This is a genomic window from Kaistia defluvii, from assembly GCF_040548815.1.
GTDB classification, from domain to species: domain Bacteria; phylum Pseudomonadota; class Alphaproteobacteria; order Rhizobiales; family Kaistiaceae; genus Kaistia; species Kaistia defluvii_A.
In genome coordinates, this window is the sequence record NZ_JBEPSM010000005.1 from 1 (window position 1) to 17,441 (window position 17,441).

General features: G+C 60.3%; 26 protein-coding genes. 17 read left to right on the forward strand and 9 right to left on the reverse strand.

Going from position 1 to position 17,441, the window contains the following annotated elements:
* Window positions 1–262: 262 nt before the first annotated feature.
* Both ABIE08_RS22420 and ABIE08_RS22425 read right to left on the reverse strand, forming a co-directional pair.
* The gene (locus ABIE08_RS22420; protein WP_354554238.1) at window positions 263–613 is read right to left on the reverse strand and encodes a hypothetical protein; all 351 of its coding nucleotides are present in this window, start codon (window positions 611–613) and stop codon (window positions 263–265) included.
* 12 nt (window positions 614–625) lie between these two features.
* Complete coding sequence (locus ABIE08_RS22425; protein WP_354554240.1) at window positions 626–967, reverse strand: hypothetical protein; 342 nt, start codon at window positions 965–967, stop codon at window positions 626–628.
* 462 nt (window positions 968–1,429) lie between these two features.
* Between ABIE08_RS22425 and ABIE08_RS22430 the strand changes: the two genes are divergently transcribed.
* From ABIE08_RS22430 to ABIE08_RS22480, 11 genes are all read left to right on the forward strand, one after another.
* A complete protein-coding gene (locus tag ABIE08_RS22430) occupies window positions 1,430–2,632 on the forward strand; it encodes a tyrosine-type recombinase/integrase (protein WP_354554242.1) in 1,203 nt (400 codons plus the stop codon).
* Window positions 2,629–3,585 (forward strand): hypothetical protein, encoded by a 957-nt coding sequence (locus ABIE08_RS22435; protein ID WP_354554243.1) that lies wholly within the window; start codon window positions 2,629–2,631, stop codon window positions 3,583–3,585. The genes ABIE08_RS22430 and ABIE08_RS22435 overlap by 4 nt, the downstream gene beginning before the upstream one ends.
* A 99-nt stretch (window positions 3,586–3,684) precedes the next feature.
* Window positions 3,685–3,870 carry a helix-turn-helix transcriptional regulator gene (locus tag ABIE08_RS22440; protein ID WP_354554245.1) on the forward strand — a complete coding sequence of 62 codons (186 nt, stop codon included), beginning with the start codon at window positions 3,685–3,687 and terminating at the stop codon, window positions 3,868–3,870.
* 357 nt (window positions 3,871–4,227) lie between these two features.
* Window positions 4,228–4,521, forward strand: a complete 294-nt coding sequence (locus ABIE08_RS22445) for a winged helix domain-containing protein (RefSeq protein ID WP_354554247.1) — start codon at window positions 4,228–4,230, stop codon at window positions 4,519–4,521.
* On the forward strand, window positions 4,518–4,760 hold the full coding sequence (locus ABIE08_RS22450) for a hypothetical protein (RefSeq protein WP_354554248.1): 243 nt from the start codon (window positions 4,518–4,520) through the stop codon (window positions 4,758–4,760). The genes ABIE08_RS22445 and ABIE08_RS22450 overlap by 4 nt, the downstream gene beginning before the upstream one ends.
* The gene (locus tag ABIE08_RS22455) at window positions 4,757–5,020 is read left to right on the forward strand and encodes a hypothetical protein (protein WP_354554249.1); all 264 of its coding nucleotides are present in this window, start codon (window positions 4,757–4,759) and stop codon (window positions 5,018–5,020) included. Before ABIE08_RS22450 ends, ABIE08_RS22455 begins: the two co-directional genes overlap by 4 nt.
* Window positions 5,017–5,247 carry a hypothetical protein gene (locus ABIE08_RS22460; protein WP_354554250.1) on the forward strand — a complete coding sequence of 77 codons (231 nt, stop codon included), beginning with the start codon at window positions 5,017–5,019 and terminating at the stop codon, window positions 5,245–5,247. The genes ABIE08_RS22455 and ABIE08_RS22460 overlap by 4 nt, the downstream gene beginning before the upstream one ends.
* Entirely contained in the window at window positions 5,244–5,462 is a 219-nt protein-coding gene (locus tag ABIE08_RS22465) for a hypothetical protein (protein WP_354554252.1), read from the forward strand. The genes ABIE08_RS22460 and ABIE08_RS22465 overlap by 4 nt, the downstream gene beginning before the upstream one ends.
* A gap of 190 nt (window positions 5,463–5,652) precedes the next feature.
* Window positions 5,653–6,423: a DUF7146 domain-containing protein gene (locus ABIE08_RS22470; RefSeq protein WP_354554253.1), complete on the forward strand. Its 771-nt coding sequence runs from the start codon at window positions 5,653–5,655 to the stop codon at window positions 6,421–6,423.
* Complete coding sequence (locus ABIE08_RS22475) at window positions 6,420–7,721, forward strand: AAA family ATPase (RefSeq protein WP_354554254.1); 1,302 nt, start codon at window positions 6,420–6,422, stop codon at window positions 7,719–7,721. The genes ABIE08_RS22470 and ABIE08_RS22475 overlap by 4 nt, the downstream gene beginning before the upstream one ends.
* 497 nt (window positions 7,722–8,218) lie before the next feature.
* Window positions 8,219–8,482, forward strand: a complete 264-nt coding sequence (locus ABIE08_RS22480; protein ID WP_354554256.1) for a helix-turn-helix domain-containing protein — start codon at window positions 8,219–8,221, stop codon at window positions 8,480–8,482.
* Here ABIE08_RS22480 and ABIE08_RS22485 read toward each other — a convergent pair.
* Window positions 8,450–8,746, reverse strand: coding sequence for a DUF982 domain-containing protein (locus ABIE08_RS22485; protein ID WP_354554257.1), 297 nt, complete (start codon window positions 8,744–8,746; stop codon window positions 8,450–8,452). The two genes, ABIE08_RS22480 and ABIE08_RS22485, sit on opposite strands and share 33 nt — an antisense overlap.
* A 62-nt stretch (window positions 8,747–8,808) precedes the next feature.
* On the opposite strand from ABIE08_RS22485, the gene ABIE08_RS22490 reads away from it, so the two are divergent.
* A complete protein-coding gene (locus ABIE08_RS22490; protein ID WP_354554258.1) occupies window positions 8,809–8,976 on the forward strand; it encodes a hypothetical protein in 168 nt (55 codons plus the stop codon).
* Window positions 8,977–8,986: 10 nt separating this feature from the next.
* Entirely contained in the window at window positions 8,987–9,178 is a 192-nt protein-coding gene (locus ABIE08_RS22495; RefSeq protein ID WP_354554260.1) for a hypothetical protein, read from the forward strand.
* Between the two features lie 150 nt (window positions 9,179–9,328).
* Here the strand turns inward: ABIE08_RS22495 and ABIE08_RS22500 are convergent, their stop codons facing one another.
* Window positions 9,329–9,730 carry a low affinity iron permease family protein gene (locus tag ABIE08_RS22500; RefSeq protein WP_354554261.1) on the reverse strand — a complete coding sequence of 134 codons (402 nt, stop codon included), beginning with the start codon at window positions 9,728–9,730 and terminating at the stop codon, window positions 9,329–9,331.
* Window positions 9,731–9,839: 109 nt separating this feature from the next.
* On the opposite strand from ABIE08_RS22500, the gene ABIE08_RS22505 reads away from it, so the two are divergent.
* A complete protein-coding gene (locus ABIE08_RS22505) occupies window positions 9,840–10,085 on the forward strand; it encodes a hypothetical protein (protein ID WP_354554263.1) in 246 nt (81 codons plus the stop codon).
* An 800-nt stretch (window positions 10,086–10,885) separates the two neighbouring features.
* Here ABIE08_RS22505 and ABIE08_RS22510 read toward each other — a convergent pair.
* The gene (locus ABIE08_RS22510; RefSeq protein WP_354554264.1) at window positions 10,886–11,506 is read right to left on the reverse strand and encodes a cysteine hydrolase family protein; all 621 of its coding nucleotides are present in this window, start codon (window positions 11,504–11,506) and stop codon (window positions 10,886–10,888) included.
* A 42-nt stretch (window positions 11,507–11,548) separates the two neighbouring features.
* Window positions 11,549–12,184 (reverse strand): DUF6766 family protein, encoded by a 636-nt coding sequence (locus ABIE08_RS22515; RefSeq protein WP_354554265.1) that lies wholly within the window; start codon window positions 12,182–12,184, stop codon window positions 11,549–11,551.
* A gap of 144 nt (window positions 12,185–12,328) precedes the next feature.
* Between ABIE08_RS22515 and ABIE08_RS22520 the strand changes: the two genes are divergently transcribed.
* The 3 genes from ABIE08_RS22520 (at window position 12,329) to ABIE08_RS22530 (ending at window position 14,828) form a co-directional block, all read left to right on the forward strand.
* The gene (locus ABIE08_RS22520; RefSeq protein ID WP_354554267.1) at window positions 12,329–12,820 is read left to right on the forward strand and encodes a ferritin-like domain-containing protein; all 492 of its coding nucleotides are present in this window, start codon (window positions 12,329–12,331) and stop codon (window positions 12,818–12,820) included.
* A 208-nt stretch (window positions 12,821–13,028) separates the two neighbouring features.
* The gene (locus ABIE08_RS22525; protein WP_354554268.1) at window positions 13,029–13,409 is read left to right on the forward strand and encodes a GFA family protein; all 381 of its coding nucleotides are present in this window, start codon (window positions 13,029–13,031) and stop codon (window positions 13,407–13,409) included.
* A gap of 639 nt (window positions 13,410–14,048) precedes the next feature.
* Entirely contained in the window at window positions 14,049–14,828 is a 780-nt protein-coding gene (locus ABIE08_RS22530) for a hypothetical protein (RefSeq protein WP_354554269.1), read from the forward strand.
* A 454-nt stretch (window positions 14,829–15,282) separates the two neighbouring features.
* On the opposite strand, the gene ABIE08_RS22535 is transcribed toward ABIE08_RS22530, so the two are convergent.
* From ABIE08_RS22535 to ABIE08_RS22545, 3 genes are all read right to left on the reverse strand, one after another.
* Window positions 15,283–15,723: an NUDIX domain-containing protein gene (locus tag ABIE08_RS22535; RefSeq protein WP_354554271.1), complete on the reverse strand. Its 441-nt coding sequence runs from the start codon at window positions 15,721–15,723 to the stop codon at window positions 15,283–15,285.
* 279 nt (window positions 15,724–16,002) lie between these two features.
* Complete coding sequence (locus ABIE08_RS22540) at window positions 16,003–16,296, reverse strand: MerR family transcriptional regulator (protein ID WP_354554388.1); 294 nt, start codon at window positions 16,294–16,296, stop codon at window positions 16,003–16,005.
* A gap of 501 nt (window positions 16,297–16,797) precedes the next feature.
* Window positions 16,798–17,439: a hypothetical protein gene (locus ABIE08_RS22545; RefSeq protein WP_354554272.1), complete on the reverse strand. Its 642-nt coding sequence runs from the start codon at window positions 17,437–17,439 to the stop codon at window positions 16,798–16,800.
* Between the last annotated feature and the right edge of the window lie 2 nt (window positions 17,440–17,441).

The following is a 17,441-nucleotide window of genomic DNA, read 5'->3' on the forward strand; positions in this document are numbered from 1 at the left end:
TCAGCGCCGACCAACCGGAACTTGCCGACAAGTACGAATACGTCGCTGGCTGCATGTGATTGGCTACGTGGCCGCCTGGATTTGGGCGGCCACGGCGTTTTTTCTATGACCTTGTCTCGACCGGCTTGGCGCATGTGCGGCAAAGGTTGCTGGGTGCGGCGAGAGAATGGGCCGCGCGTGTCCCAATTTCCGGACACGCGCTGCAGCAGAGATGATCGAGCCACAAGAGTTCAGCCTTCTATCGGGCCGGCCTTCGAATACGTCAAACGAGAGCGCGGCGCGTATCGGAGTGCGGTAGAGAGAGCACGCTTCTGATGCTCCGCAGGGCTGTTTCCAACACCCCGCGATCCGGCGCGGCACCCAGGGAAATGCGGACGGCTTCCAAGGCTGGCGACGTGACCGAAAAGCTGGAACTGGCGAGGATCAGTACGCCGCGATGCTCCAGCTGAAGGACAAGAGCGACGGCCCGCCATCGATTGGGCAGCGACATCCAGAGATGGGGCGTGGCCAGATTGGCTGCGATTGTCGCGTCCGACAGGATCGACGCGGCCAGCTCTTGCCGGCCGGTGTTCTCCACGCGGATGGCGGAGGCGATTTCTTGCAGGATGCTCAACTGAATACAGCGCTAGGCTATCCCTGCCAGTAAGGGCGACGCCATCATCGTCATGGCTTGCAGCGTCCCTGCCAACTCCTGAGCCTGCTCCGGCGTCGGCGCGGCAACATAGCCATAGCACAAGGTGGGCGTCAGGCATTTCGACAAGGTCGCGATATGCCAGGTGATGTCGGGACCGAGGGAGGCGATAGCGGTCGGCGGCCCTTCGAGCAAAACACCGTAAGGATCGTCCTCGATAATGGAAACCGCATGCTTGCGGGCAATTCCTGTCGACGCGCCTCGGAGAGGCTGGCGGTTGTCGGATTGTCGACGGTCGGGGTTATGTAAAAGGCGCCGAGCGGCACGCGCCTGCAAGTTTCTTCGAACGCCGCCGGCAGAATGCCCTCGACATCCATCGAGAGCGGGACGAGTTGCAGGTTCTGCTGGAGGGCGACTGTATGGATGCCCTGATAGCAGAATTCGCCGATCGCCACATATTTGGAAGCGCGATACAGGATGGGAAACGCGCTGGTCGGTTCATAGCTCGTGAGGCTACCTATCCATACGGTTTACTGCAATTGACAGTCGCAACCCGTCTCGGCCAATCGCAGCAAAGCGCAATCCGATCGGCGGGTATTTTGGCGACTCAGAGAAATAGACAATAAAATCAATAATATATGGCGGAGGGAGCGTCCGCCTCCGCCATATCCGGGATTATCCGGGAACATCCGGAATTAGCTGGGTATCCCTGCGTTATCCTCCCTTCCATTGTCCAAGATGTTCCGGTAATGTTCTATGCGTTCCGGTCTCTGTTGGGGGAAGCCGAGGGGGAATGCATTGTCGCACTCGATAAACCGCCGGCCCGAAAAGGCGCTGACTGCCCAACTCGTCCGAACCGTGCAAGAGCCAGGCAAGTACTTTGACGGGCAGGGGCTCTATCTGCGTGTGGAGCCGAACGGTTCTCGGTTCTGGGTGCAGCGGATCACTATCCGCGGCAAGCGCTGCGAGTTGGGCCTCGGCCCGCCTTCCTTGGTGCCATTGGCCGAGGCGCGGGCGGCAGCGCTGGCGAACCGCAAACTTGCGCGAGAGGGCGGCGACCCCTTGCAGGCCAAGCGCGAAGCCGCTGCGGTCCTGTCGTTCGAGGAAGCGGCTCGCAAGGTGCACGAAATGCACTCGCCAACATGGAAGAATCCTAAGCACGCGGCACAGTTCATTTCGACGCTTGAGACCTATGCATTCCCGAGACTGGGCCGGTTAAAGGTCCCGGACGTGACGACGGCCGATGTCTTGGCGGTACTCACCCCGATCTGGGTGGAGAAAGCCGAGACCGCGCGGCGGGTTCGCCAGCGCATCGGTACCGTCATGAAATGGGCGATTGCTCAAGGCTGGCGCCAGGACAATCCGGCTGAGAACATCGCCCAGGCATTGCCGAAGGCAGAGACGGTGAAAGCGAACCGTAAAGCGCTGCCATATGCCGAGGTTGCGGGTTGCATAGACGCCGTAAAGGCATCGGGCGCGGGGCTAGCAACGAAGCTCGCCCTGGAATTGCTGGTGCTAACCGCATCACGGTCTGGCGAGATCCGGCTGGCGGAATGGAGCGAGTTCGACCTGAAGGCTAAGGTTTGGGAAGTGCCCGCCGAGCGCATGAAGATGAAGAAGTTGCATCGCGTCCCCCTGTCCAATCGGGCGCTTACGCTGCTCGACGAGGCGAAGGCGCTGGATGATGGCTCCGGTCTGGTATTCCCCGGCACGAAAACCGGAAAACCCCTCTCCGATATGACCCTTTCCAAGCTGGTCAAGGAATTGGGCTTCCCCGTCGATGTCCATGGCTTCCGGACATCGTTCCGCACCTGGGCACAAGAGCGGACAACCTTTCCGCGCGAGGTCGCCGAGGCGGCGCTGGCCCATGCGGTCGGTGATTCCGTCGAGCAGGCCTATGCGCGGTCTGACGTGTTCGAGAAGCGACGGAAGATGATGGACGCCTGGGCAGCCTTCTTGGCCGAGAAGCGGGCCGACAACGTGGTGAGGATCGGGGCATGATTTTGGCGCCAGGATATTCAACACTTGCAGGCATGTATAGTTTGGCAAAGGGGCTTATTCGGCAGCGAGTTAGCGAGCGAGCCCGCCAAGTTCGCAGGGAGAAGGGCCGGATTGAGGGCGTAGACCTCGACTACAATATCGAGATTGCAGCTCAGTTTCTCTTGTATGACCTATTCTATCTGTCCCTCGACGAGGATGGGCAATCTTTGGTGGTCCTTCGTCACGACGGCACTCTAGCTCCGATTGCCCTTAGCCTTTTCTATAACACTCAGGTTGGCGCATGGAGCGCAGGGGAGGCTCTTCGGAAGGAGGCTGCTTCATCAAAGAGCGACGAAATTTTCGTTAGACCTGAAGGTGTTTTCGGCCTGCAGTCGATGAGGTCGGCATATTGGCACGACGCTTTCGTCTCAACCGAGGTTTTTTCTCGCCCGAAAGAAGTACCTGTTTTCCATGCCGTGCGTGAGGCTCTGAATACTGCGCCAATTATCAATTGGGAGATAGGATGCATTTCAACCAAAGCTCTGGAATCGTTGGCGCGATCAACCGAGGCTCTCAAGCAAGCTGCCGCGGGTTTATCGGAAATTGGGGTGAGGACCGGTACCCGGTGGCTTGATGTAGGCCGAAACGACGGTCGAGACCGGAATATGTATGCCCAGCTTGCTATGTACCGTCCATTTGATGGATGCCCAATTCTTATGCCAAATAGCTGGGTTTCTAAATTTTACTTGGAGATAGATGGAAAAGAAGAGTCGCCGTCATCTGCTAGGTCGCCGGTGCCTCCCAAAGAGGCAATTCTTGCGCTTAAAGCGAAGGATCCGAGCCTAACAAAGGAGGAAGTCAAAGAACTGCTCCATCCAGAAATGTCTTGGCGTCAGTTCGATATTCATTGGCGTCTAGCGGCCGAGATGGACCCTGGCATCAAGAGGCCGGGCAGACGCTCCTCGAAATCCTGACGCCGTATCGATACGGTTTTTTAATCCTGCAGACTATTTAGCCCCCATGTAGTTCGGCAATTTCTCGGCAGTGTCCAACGCCTGCCGAAAGGAACCGACATGGTTGAAAAGCATATGAGACTGCCCGCCGTCATTGACGTGACTGGCCTTAGCCGCAGCACCATCTACGACAAGATGAAGGATGGCACGTTCCCGCGCCCGGTGAACTTGTCGAAGCGTGCGATTGCTTGGCCGGAAAGCATCATCGGCCAGTGGCTGTCCAGTCGCACCCAGCGCGCCGCCTAAGAAAAAGCCCCGCCGCAATGGACGGGGCCGAAGGCTATCAGTTTCGCTTATCCAGCATAGCCTCGACCGTCCTCTGGCGCAAAGCCATTGAGGTTCAGTCATGCCAGTCACGGTACAGACCAAGCTCCCGCCAGCGCGGGCTGCCGCTCCCCCAGACACGCGAAAGGCCGCGGCTGGGTGCACAGCGCGCGGCCTTTGCAAAATCGATCACCTTGGCGGGCTGATCACTTCGGAAGATAGGCAACCCTCCCCCCTTCTACAAGCTGCCCGTCGCCTTCAGGCGCGTTTCGGGCTTTCGGAATCAACCGCGAAGGTAACGGCGGTCAGTGCCGGCCTCGCCATGCGTGAGGTGCAGTCATGACCAATGTCACCAAACTCGAAATCCGCGTCGGCGGGCACGACGGTCGTATCCTGATCCTGAAAGGGCGTGTTGCCTGGATGGTCGACCGGCTGATCAAAGCCGGGCCGCGTGGCACCACCAGCATAGAGAGCCCCGCGCCACGGGTTAGCCACTACGTGTTCAAGGCCAGGCAAGCCGGGCTCGATATCGTCACAGTTGACGAGCCGCATTCGGGCGCGTTCAGCGGCCATCACGGCCGGTACTTTTTGCGCTCGAAGGTGGAAGTCCTGAGCGTCGAGGTGGCGGCATGAGCAACGTGGTGAACTTCCCCCGGAACGACAGCCCGCCGCGTCACATCCTGATTGAAACCGGGTGGGTAGAAAGTCAGCAGGGCGCAGGCATTGGCATCCGCAAGTATTTCGTCAGCGTAGTCGAGCAGGACGGCGGCACAACCTGCGTTTGGGATGGCACGACGCATAAAGACGCGCTCGATGCGGCCCACCTTTGGGAGCTGCCTATTGCCGACATGGTGATTGGGGGCGCGGCATGAACACCCCCAATCAGGACGTTCGCGCCCAGGTCATGAACGAAATCATGACTACCGTCCGGCTCGCTGAAGAGAGCGGCCTGGACGGATACGCAGAGGCTCGGCGGGTTTATCCCGCCGTGCCTACCGGGGTGATCAGTGAGGCTTGGGCGCGCTTCGACTTGGCCCGGGATGAGGCTTGGTGGCTTCAGGCCGAACGAACAATTGAAGGCGAAATCATCCAGCGCGCCATCGCCGCAAAGCCGGAAGGCGGTGAAGCATGACGGCGACTATCCATCGCTTCAGGCGAAAGCCGCATGCAGTTGTCGAAGGCGGCCCCTCGCGGGCCGCTGTCGGCCGCCTGGCATATTCCGTTGAACTGGTCGATGACCAGGGCCGGCACCGGGACATATGGACCGGCGAACACTTCGCCGATGCGATTGCTAAAGCCGCTTATCTGGGTTGCCCCATCTTCCTGCGCCTCGGCACAGCGACGGAGGGCAGGCCATGAGCGCCATCATCTACAAGTTCCCGCCACCCCGAGGCTACTCGCTATGGGGTAGCTGCGACATGGACGGCAAGCCCCTCTGGTACGTCGATTACACCGACAGCGATGGCGTCGTGCACGACCAGTGGGAATTCACCTCCAAAGCCAGCGCTGATGCCTTCTTGGCCGCGAAAAGAGGAGGCGCTTATGCAAGCGGGCTTCCCCCTCAATGCGCGTGAAGTAGCGGCGGCTCTTGGAGGGGATGTCACCGGACGCAACAGCGTGTCAGCACCAGGCCCGGGGCATTCCCGGGCCGACCGGTCGCTGTCAATTAGGATCGACCCGCGGGCCCCTGGCGGCTTCGTCGTCACGTCATTCGCGGGCGATGACGCTCTAGATTGCAAGGACTACGTCCGGCAGCAGCTGGGCGTGGAAGAGTGGAAGCCGGCACCGCGCTCCGACGCGCCCGAAACCGATTGGGTGGCCCGGATGGAAGCACGTCTGCGGAAAAGCAGTGATGCAGCGTCGCAGCCTGCCAGCAATTCGAACGAGGCCGGCGACAGCGATGGGCTTTTCGGAATTGCGTTGCGCATGTGGGACGAGGCAAAGCCGGTGAAGGGCTCGCTGGCGGAAACCTATCTGCAGGCGCGCGGCCTGTGGCTCCCCAAAAACGTTGAGGTGGCCGGCCAACTGCGGTTCCACCCGTCCTGCGCTTTCAAGGTGAAGGACGGGACCACAAAACGCGTGCCCGCCATGCTGGCGCTGATGACCGATCCGCTGACCGGCGAAGCCCGCGCGGTTCACAGGACCGCGCTCAAACCGGACGGCAGCGGGAAGCTCGTCGACCTAGAAATCGGCAACCCGAAAAAGATGCTCGGGCGGATGCGTGGCGCCGTAATCCGCCTCTGCCCAGACGATGAAGCTAAACCCGCCCTTACCATCGCCGAGGGAATTGAAAACGCGCTAGCGGGCATCTGCGGCGGCGTCGGTGGCGCCTGGGCAGCTGGGACGGCGCTGAACGTTCAATTGCTCCCGGTCCTGCCTGGCGTCGAAGCGTTGCACATCCTGGCTGACGCCGGGAAAGCAGGCGAAGGCGCGGCTTCCGAATGCGGTCAGCGATGGGCCGACGCTGGGCGAAAGGTCGAGGCGACATTCCCGACCCATGGCGATTGGAACGACACCATGAAAGGCGAAACATGACCGGAACCGCTGAGACCATCGACGAAGGTCGCTTCATCTACCATCCAGAGAGCGGCAACCGCGTTTTGAAGTTCGAGCACGCTGTCGGTCGCCGGCAGACGTTCACGAAGGCAAAGGAAGCACGGGGCATCAGCGCCACGCCCTTCGTTCTGCGAGACCCTTCCCTAATCCCGCAGCGTGATTGGCTCTATGGGCGCCATCTTGCCCGCAAGTTTCTGTCGACCACGGTTGCGCCTGGCGGCGTCGGTAAAAGCTCCCTCGTCATCACAGAGGCGCTTGCGATGGCCAGTGGCCAGAAGCTCCTCGGTCAGTGGTCTGCCCCCGGCCTGCGGGTCTGGCTATGGAACGGGGAAGATCCTGTCGACGAGATGGAGCGCCGCATTGCCGCGACCGCGCTCCACTACGAACTCTCCGCCGACGACATCGCCGGCCGGCTATTCGTAGACAGCGGGCGCGAGATGGAAATCGTGCTGGCGACGCAGACGCGGGAAGGCACGGCCATAGCCGAGCCGGTCGTGGCCGACATGATCCGGACCATTCGCACCAACCGGATTGATGTCGTGGTCATCGACCCATTCGTTTCGAGCCATCGCGTTACGGAGAACGACAACAACGCGATTGACCGAGTGGCCAAGACATGGGGCCGGATCGCCGACGAGACGAATTGCGCTATCCAGCTCGTGCACCACGTTCGAAAGACCAACGGCGCCGAAATCTCGGTCGAGGATGGCCGCGGCGCCGTCGCGCTTCTGGCCGCTGCGCGCTCTGCTCGTGTGCTCAATGTCATGAGCGAGGAAGAAGCCACGAAGGCGAACGTCGAGAACCGCCGGCTCTACTTCCGAGTTTCGGACGGCAAAGGCAACATGAGCCCGCCGGCCGAGAAAAGCGACTGGCACAAGATGGAATCCGTGGACCTGGGGAACGGCCGCCTCGGCATGGGTGGTGACAGCATCGGCGTCGTCACAACATGGGAGTGGCCCGACGCCCTCGCCGGCATCGAAACCGCTGACCTGCTCAAGGCGCAGAAGGCTATCGACGGTAGCCAGTGGCGGGAAAACGACCAAGCAGGGGATTGGGTCGGCAAGCCGATTGCCCGTGCCCTCGACCTCGATATCGGGTCAGGACGCACGAGCGAGCTAACCCGCACGCAGAAGGCCGCGAAGGCCAAGATTAAGACTTTGATCCGCGTCTGGCTCGGGTCCGGCGCCCTCGTCCTGGTCGAAGGCCAGGATGCAAAGCGGATGCCCAAGCGCTTCGTAGAGGTCGGCGAATGGGCTGTGACCGAGACGTATAAATAAGGGCGCCGCACTGCCGCACCATGAGATTAGGCAAGGTGCGGCAGGTGAGGCGGAATTTGCCGCACCACCACCCCTACCCCCGTAGGGGGTGGTGGGTGCGGCAGTGCGGCAAGGGTGGCCCGGAGGTGCGGCAGACTAGTGGCCGCCACAAGCACAGCGCCCCCCCCGAAATGTTCACATTTGTTGACATCACGAGGACCGGACCATGACTGACGAACTCGCCGTCTATGACGGCCGCGAAATGATCGGAACAACACGGAGGAACGGGCCTCACACCTTCGTGGCGAAGTCGCTCGAAGGGAAGCGTCTGGGCACGTTCCCGGACCAGGCCGCGGCGACACATGCTGTGCGAGAAGCGGCCCGCCCTACATGTTAGGCATGAGGACGGCGCTCCTACCTCTCTCGACGAGCGACGATAATGTTCACATTTGTTGACATTCCCGGCGGAGCGGATCGTGATCCGGCCGGCCGCGTTGAGCCGGCTGGAGACGCCCCACATGCCCGACGAGCCTGTAATGGAATTCGGCCCAGACGCTGACGAGGATCTGCCGGAGGAAGTGCTGGCTGCGATAGCGGACGGTGCGACGCCCCTTGCCGCTGTCCGCACCTGGAAGGGGATGACCGTTGACCAGCTGGCGCGCCTCTCCAGCGTAAGTGTCGCCATCATCAGCGGAGCAGAAGGCGGCCGAGAACTATCGCCCGAGGATCAGGTCAAGCTCGCCTTCGTCCTAGGCGTCAGAGCTGATCTGTTCTACGAGTAGGGCGCACTCATCGGGCGCCAGGATGCCCGCCTCCTGTGCTGCCGCTGCGAAGGCCTCGCGGGCCTCCAGCACGTCGCCGTCATCCTGCCATGCCTCCAGACACGCCAGGCGTGCGGCGTGGTGCTGGTCGGTATCGGCAAATTCCTCGGGCCAATGCTTCAACAGGATCTCGGCCGCGCGCACGACATCACCCACCGCCTGCAGGGTGCCGGCGGTTACCCAGACGAAGACGGGTTTGAAATCGTGCGCCATGTTGCTCAACATAGGGCGCTTGGCGGTGGCTAGGTAACTGGTGCCGCCGAGGCTGGGAATGGGGAGGGCATCACATGGCACACAGGATTGCGAAATTGGAGACGATGGCGAAGGCGCTGGCGGACTTTGCGAGGGAAGCCACGGAGATGAATGAGCATCAGCTCGCCAGCCTGCTAATTGAGGCTATGGCCGAAGCCGAGCGCAGAGCGCGCGGCATTGCAGCGTCGCTACCTGAGCAATAAGGGGGCGCATATGCCGGCAGACCACGAAGACGACATCACAGTCCGCCTAGCCGTCGCGGGGCTGGATCCGGAAAGTGTCGAGCCGGCAGAGATGGAAGCCCTGCTGCGGGAGGCAATTACCGTCATCGAGACCCTGCGCACCCTTGTCGGCATCAAGGCCGAGGTCCTGTTGGAAGACATCGAGCCCGAAGGGAACGCCTAGCCTGGGACGGCACGCAGGAACCAGGCGGCGTGAGCCGAATTGGTTATGTGGAACACGCCGGGGAAAACCGTCTTGTTCACCGTTGCTGCACTCTACCCGTGGCATGTCACAAAGCCCGCCATCCGCCCCCCGATGGCGGGCTTTTTTTTGTCATTGAGCACGCGAACTGCGCTCTTTCTCGATTTTGCGGAGAGACGCATCAACCTTGCCAGCCGATGCGCGACACTTTTCCTGCAGAGCATCCAGCTCCTTGTCAGTTAGCCTTTCAATGCCAATGAACTCGTTCTCGGCAGCCGAAGACCGGATCAATTCGTCCAGCTTGGTCTGCAGAGCCTCGCTGTCGCGGTTTTGCGTATTCTGGATCAGGAACACCATCAGGAAGGTCACGATGGTCGTGCCGGTGTTGATGACCAGCTGCCACGTTTCCGAGAAGCCGAAGAACGGCCCGGAGACCGCCCAGATGACCACCGCGGCGACGCAAAGCAGGAATGCGGGAGAACTGCCCGTGGCCTTGGCGGTGGCATTGGCGAATTTCTCGAAATAGCGCTCCATTCGATCCTCCTGAGCAACGTAGACGGAACGGAAGTAAACGAACAAGTGTTCCCAACAAGCCTGCCAAAGTGGCGCGGGCTAGGAGTAGCAGGATTGGAAGTCCCGCGAATTGCCGCTCGATGCGCGCGGCTGGTCCCCCTACCGCGTCTTTCTCACTGGCCGAGAACGCGGCAGGCTGGAAGACGAGATCCGCAAGGCGCCGCCGCGAGCAACGCTGCAGGTGGTCCCTTCCTTGATCCTGGCGGGTCTATGGGTGCGCGGCGCGCGGTGGGAACTGTGCCAAGCCATCGACGCGCTGAAGCTTCAGCGCGACAGCGCGTGTCAGAATCTGACAGAAACTGACAGTTTGACCTGAGCGGCGCCCCGGAAATCCGGCCTAACGCCCTGAGCCGGGGAGAGGATTGGGAACTGACTAGTGCAGCGGGTGACTTCCCTCTCACTCCCCCAAAACCTTCGCGATGTGACTGGAAAAAAATCTTCAGGGGCGTCGACAACAGGTTTTGACAAGTCGGGATGGCGGCCGCATGTCAGGTTTTGTCAGGTCCGTGGGTTCGGCGGCCCGCCTGGCAAACTGAAGTTCCTCCGAATCTGACGTTCGGCAATGGCTGCGGCAACCACATCATTTAACAACAGGCGTGGCCCCTGCTGCACCGACCGAAGGGGGCGGCTGGCGGCGACGAGGCCAACATTCACCAACAGGCCGGGCGCGCTTCAGGTTTCTTCAGGTCAGAGCCGAGGCTGCCATGGGCCATCTTGATTTCCCTTGATTGAATTCAAATCGCTGAGGCGGCGGCGACTTCAACATTCTTCAACATGCGCTGGCCCTGCCAATGTTCACATTTGTCTACATCCGCGCCGCGGCTTGACCTGAGTTGGTTATCTAGGACACGCCACGCGTCAACCGGCGCGGCAGCAACGCGGAACACGTCGGTTTTATGGTTTCCCGACTTCGCCAACGAAACTGCAGCCGAGCCGCTATCTGCTCGTGGCATGTCACCAAGCCCGCCATCGCTCCTCGAGATGGCGGGCTTTTTTCCATCATCGACGCCACTGTTTGATGGCTTTCAGCATATTTTCCGACGCAGCGAAGCAATCTTCGCGGCTCGCAGTTCGTCGGCCCGAGCTATTCCTGCCTCTTGCGAGCCTGTATCCTTCTCAGTTGGCCGGCCACAGAGCCAGCAGTGCATCCGTCGTGAGCGTCTGCACCTGCTGATAAAAGCGCGTCCGGTAGAGCGTCAGCACCGCGTCATGCGACAGGTCGGTCGACCCGCAGACGGCGTCGGTCACGACATAGACGGGATAGCCGAGGTCGACGGCGTCGAGCACGGTCGCCAGCACACATACGTCGGTTTCGGCCCCTGTGATGATTAGGCCGTCCGCGCCGCGCTGCATCAGCGTTTGCCGGAGAGACGAACCCAGGAAGGCCGAATAGACAGGCTTGTCGATTACCACTGCCGGCGGCACGAACTCCGCCAGTGGCTTCAGAAGGTCGAGCGCGGCCGGATCGAGTTTCTCGCGCGTCGTTTCCTCATGAAGATCATAGTAGTGCCGCCAAGTTCCCCGCGCGTCGGAAGAAACCTGCGGCGGCACAAAGCGAGTGAAGATGGTGCGCTCCGCGCCATGCGCGGCGATCTGTAAGATATTTGGCAGCACCTGGAGCATCCAGGGCGTCGGCCAAGCGCCGCCGGGCGCGAACAATCCTTGCATGTCCAAGCAGAGATGGACTGTCTGCCGAGTGGGAGACCAAGGAAAGTCGGCAGACTTTAGCTCCGCCATGTCAGTCAAAGCTCCCGAGTCTAATCTCACCTGCGCTTAAAATTACTCTTCTCCAGTTTGACCGTTTGGCGCTGCGACGGGTTTTGATTCCGGAGAGCCTTTATGCCTCAGGAAGATGGAGAGCACGACCAAAACAGCGGTCGAGAGAAACTCCGATTGCCAGTTTTGGAACGACTCGAACCAAAGCTGCGCATCCAGCAGATAGGCGCCCGCCGATGGTAACTCGCTTCCGTGGCGAAGCGCCTCTTCGCGGGCCGCCACCATGCTGAACCACCAGTGCAAAGCGAAGCTGGCCAAGAAAAGCGCCGCTAGCGTTAGTCCCAATGAGTGAGCGTAGAGCCACGCCAAAGCGGGATATGTTCTTCGCCAGGAAAGCCGGTCATCGGGGCGATATGGCTGGTCAGGATCTCGCGATTCCGAAGATCCCCGTTGGAACAGCATCGCCGTTAGCACGACGTACGCGGCCATCTGGAGGAATTCGCTCTCCCAATTCTCGAACAGGGCCGAGAGGAATTCGCCCGTAGTCAGATAAGCAAAAGCGGACACCCCCGGCAGGCCATGAGCTGCTAGATCGTAGTTGTAGGTGATCTTTCCGACCAGGATCATTCCACCCAGGGAAAACAGAAACAGCGCAGCGAGCGCTATGGTGAGGCCGTTGTCGCGGAGAAATTTGGACATCGATGTCGCTTCGAGTTGGGGAAACCACCTGTTGCCAACCCTGGCCGGTGCCGCAGGTTCCAAACCGGTCGCCAGGACCGCGATGTGTGGAACGATGATGAAAAGCGCTCGTTGAGCCAGCGCCAATTCACGTAGGAGGACGTCATGGCTGCTGAAAAGACTCTGAACGATCTATTCCTCGATACCTTGAAGGACATTTTCTACGCTGAGAAGCAGATCCTGAAGGCACTGCCCAAAATGGCTCGTGGAGCCGATTCCCCTGAATTAGCCGCGGCATTCAAGAAGCACCGCGATGAGACGGAGGTTCACGTCGAACGCCTCCAGCAAATATTCGAGATTCTGGACAAGCCGGCACGCGGCAAGACCTGCGACGCGATCCTCGGCATCATTGAGGAGGGCAAAGAGATCCTGGAGGAATATGATGGAACGGTCGCTCTCGATGCCGGCCTCACTGCGGCAGCTCAAGCTGTGGAGCACTACGAGATTGCCCGTTATGGCACGCTGAAGAGTTGGGCCACGACCTTGGGAATGACGGATGTTGCTGAGCTGCTCGATCAAACGCTTCAGGAAGAGATAAATACGGATAAGGCTTTGACCGAGCTAGGCGAAGGCAGAGTAAACACTCAGGCCGCTTAGCGAACCTGTGAACCGGAGCGGAGTGGCGGGGGTTAAAACCTGCTGCTCCCGCTACCCATAGCCTAAGATATTTCCCAACGGCGATTGGTTACACGGAAGCTGTTCGCGAGATGACTTGGGTCAATACCTAGCAGTGCTGCGGACATTGGCTTTGCCCATGCGGTGTCAGCCGATACGGGCCCCCTTTTCAGGCTCGAAGGATACCCTGATGAGACAGTTACATAGAACCGGTGGATGCCTGTGCAGGGGGGTTAGGTTTCAGGTCAAGGGGGAGCCCTGCAATGCCGGGGTTTGTCACTGTTCGGATTGCCGGAAAGCGACAGGCTCGCTCTTCCTGGCATCGGCAGATTGGCAGGTGAGCCAGTTCAGCTATACCGGGCAGGTGGCCACTTATGCCGGCCGCTCGTTCTGCCCTAACTGCGGCGGCCGGCTCTTTTCGCTGCACGTAGCCAAAGTGGAAATCTACCTTGGGGCGTTCGACGAAGCACCGAACGATATTCAGCCGTCCGTTGAAGTTTGGGCAAGCCGCCGAGAAATATGGATGCCCCCCTTCAATACGACCTGTTTCGCTGAGGATGCTGACAAATAGTCTGGTAAGGACGGCTCGTTTCCCGAACAACTGCAGTGACATACGCGGGGGCGTGAGGCGGTCGTACCGATCGGCTAGAGAGGTGCCTGCGTTACCTAGGCCGTTTTCCGCGTCAGCAATGGTCCCCGGGTCTATTTGCGGCATCGCCGCCGTTGGTAGCCGACGCATGCCGTCGCCAACCAATGGAGTCCGCAGGCGATTCGTGCACAAGGCTACTTGGGCCTTCGTGGAAAGGCGCTCCACGAACCCGCGCCGACCGTGATCGGTTGTCGAGTAAAGGTCTCGTCCCCGTGCTGCGGCAAAGGGGGCCGGTGACATGACGCTTGGGCTGTCAATAGATTTGCATCTTCTGACTTATTGTGGGCCACGGAGCGATTCCGAATGTTTCGGTCTTTCCTTCAAGCCGGGTTCGAATGCGCGTCGATAGTCTGGCCCAAGGGTCCGTTGAAGGGGCGCCGACAGGATATGCACGAAGGTACCGGGCACATCGGGGCGGCTGTCCGGGGCCACTATGAAATGCTGAAATCCCTAGGCATTCATACCGTTCGGTCCGGACTGCCCTGGCACAAGGTTCTATTACCTGGTCGATGGGAAGAGGAACCAATCCATCGCGCTTTTCGCGTCGCAGCTGAGTCGGAAATGGAAGTGATCTGGGATCTCGTCCATTTTGGATTTCCGATCGGCGTGAGTCCCTTCGACCCGTTCTTCCCCGAGCTCTTGGCAGAATTCGGTCGGCGAGTGGCGTTGATCTCGAAGCAGTACGGGCAGCGGCTGTGGGTTTGCCCTGTTAACGAGCCAAGCATCACGGCGCATTTCTGCGGTCAGGTCGGGCAATGGGCGCCCGGCGTCAGGCGCCGTGGCTACGAGCTCAAACGCAAACTGGCGCGCGCCCAAATAGCCACCATAAGAGCCGTTCGAAGAGTGGATCCGGATGCCCGATTTTTATATTGCGACCCGTTTGAGGGCGGCCGCTGGCAGTTTGAAGCGGTTGATCTCCTCGCCGGCCGCGCCTCGGCTGGCTCGGTCGGCGGCAGCGCAGAGTTTCTCGACGTCGTCGGAATCAACCACTACCCGCACTTTAAAGGACCACAGATAGCTCGCTGCATAGCTGACGTGGCGCAGCACTTATCCCGCCCCGTCGTCCTCAGCGAGACAAGCCATCACGACGGCCATCCGGCCCATCATCACGAAAATAAGGGAGCCTGGCTGAGGTATGTTCTGGACCAGTGCGAACAAGCAGAAAGGGGGGGCTATCCTGTGCTTGGTGTATGTTGGTACCCGGCAATCGACAGCCCCGCCTGGAATGGGCGGAAGGGAGAATTTTGGTCCCACGGGTTGTTCAGGATGGATGGAACCCTGGATCTCTCGTTGACAGACGTCATTGTCCAACACGGCAGCAGTGCAGCAAAAGCTGCCTAGACGACCTGAGCAGCCTGGAACTGGGATCGCTCATACAGCGCTAGAAATTTGGACAGATGACGCAAGCGCAGCTCGTTTTCGGACAGATACCGCTCGGTAATGTCGATCCACGCGTCATCCTTTAATTCCCAGCACTGAGAGGCTCCGACACGCATTAGGTGTTGGCTCTGGCGTAGGGTGGAAATGGTCGTTCGATATTGGTCGATGCTCGACCGGATATGGTCAGTCACTTTAGCTTTCCGATCCTTTCAATGGTCTTCCCCGTCGCCAACACAACGCGCGAGGATCAAGTTTGGCTGCTGCAGTAGCCCGCCTCAGCGGTCCCGATGGTCGCCTACCAAAAGGGCATTCGGCACTGCCTGCCGACGCAAGCTGGCGTCAATGGGCGTGCGATGGCGCGCCCCTTGCTGACTGGAGGCAGAGCGGGACTGGATTGAAGAGCCGCACCAGGACTCTAGTGGCCCAGCCCGATGGCTTGGGTCTCCGCCGCGAAGGCAGTAATGATCCCCGCCAAAAGCGGAACAATGTCGTTCGGTAGCGAGCCGGCCCAGCACCACATCTGCTGTCGCCGATCTTTTTCGGGCCACCATGATTCGCTGGCTTGAACGAGCAACGGATATACAACTACACGCTGAGTCTTCTCGACCCCACGATGATCGAACGTGCCGCACGGTGCGTCGGATATCTCGCCGCGTACTCCCGCTTCCTCCCAAGCCTCCCGAGCTGCAGCCTGAATGGGGCTCTCTCCATGTTCCATATGACCTTTCGGTATCAGCCACCGGCCTGCCGACGAGCGGACTAGGAGGACTTGGAACCCGCCGACGTCGATTCGATAGGGGAGAGCGGCGGAAACGACAGAGAAGGACATCCAGCGTCTTTCAACATGTTGCTGCATCCGAAGGAAACGGACACTTCGCTATGATGTTCCCGGTACAGAAAGTACAATCCGGCGCCATCAACGCTGTGCAGGAAGCGCTGACCCTTTGGCCACTGGACGAGAAGCCTCAGTCACCTGCGATTCTGCGGCGTCACTGCCGTCTGTGCAGAAGTCCTTCAAGCGGGTGGTGGGGCGTTCGCTTATCATGGCCATGACTTGCTCGATGGCACGGCAGCGCCTGGCATACTGCTCGTCGATGTTGGATTGAATCGCCGGCAGGCACTTCAGAAGAAATGCCTAGCGTTCCGCTACAGGCATGTCCCGCATCGCCTTTATCTCTCGCAACGTGAGGCCGGCTGCCGACCACGCTGCAATCGCCCTGACCCAATTGCGGTCGGCTTCGGTATAGATGCGGCTTTGTCCTCTCCTGATCGGGGAAACTAGGTCAGCTTCTTCCCAAAATCGTAGTGTTCGATTTGTCAAGCTGAACTCGGAAGCGAGTTCTCCAATGGAATACCGGATCATTCCCACTCTTCCGGCATGCAAACTGTGTACTACCGAAGAGATATTTAGTGGCAATCCGGGGTGCATGGTCAAGGGTCGTTTGGCGCTCCACTTCGCTCCCTCTACCCCGGTCTCGCCCGGATGGAGGCGCCCCGGGACTACAGGGGGCTCCTCCGCCCCGGCGGAGATACTGGTGGCGGCCTTTACATCAACTTCCCAGAGCGGCCGGGCATGCCGGCATTTCGAATATGCGCTAAGCGGGGCGCCAGTAAATCCGACTATTTACTGCCCCAACGGTCCACTCCGCCCTACTTTAAAGACCAGCCAGCAACTCCCGCGCCGCCGCGAAGAGGGCACGAACCTCGCGCCGTATTTCGATAGCCTCGCTGGTATAGAGCCCATGCCGGAACGCGCCGTTCCCCGCACCTTTAGGTGCCCCGCCGCGGGCACCGTGGCAGCGACAGACCGCCCGCCCGCGCACTGCCGGCGCCTCGCACCGCATGCCGGTCGACTTCGCCCTGGCGGTGCAACGGGGTGCAATCCGGGCAGCTGATAGACGGTCTATGGGGTTGGCTCCTGTTTCGGCCTTCATCCCTGCGGGCCTCCCCCTCGGTGGACATCTCCGACGATGGCCTGGCCACCATTCTCGACAGTCACGTTCTGGTGCTGCACCCGGATCGTCTGCACGCCGCTGGAGCGATAGCGCTTCATCGCCTCGACCTGGGCCGTGAAGGTCCGCTGCATCTTCGTCGCCATGTTCACATAACGCTCGATGCTGTCGATGTGCCCAGCCTTCATAGCAGTGGCCAGGAGACGCACGGAGGCCTCATGCGTCCCCAGCATCTGCACCGCTAGCGCCGCCTCGATTTGGTCGTTGGGCTGTATGCCGCCAATGAAGGCCAGCGCCGCGTTCATCTCTTCTGCATCGGTCGCGTTGACGGCCGTCCGGACGAGCCCGAGCTGCCGCCACGCGAAATCGTTTGAGCCTCCGCCGAACGTCTCGCGCAGATGGACCATGAAACCATCCGCGTCGTTGTGAGGGCAACCGATGACAGGCGGCCCGTCCGGCTGGATCTCCATGGTCACTTTTATCGGCTGAGTCCGGTCTATCTGCCGCGCCGCGGCCTCCTGGATGGCCTTTTGTATCCGCTGCCCCGGCTCTGGCCGTGAAGAGATGGGCGCCACGTCAGCCGGGCGGAGCGGCACGACCTTGGATTTCGATTTGCTCATAA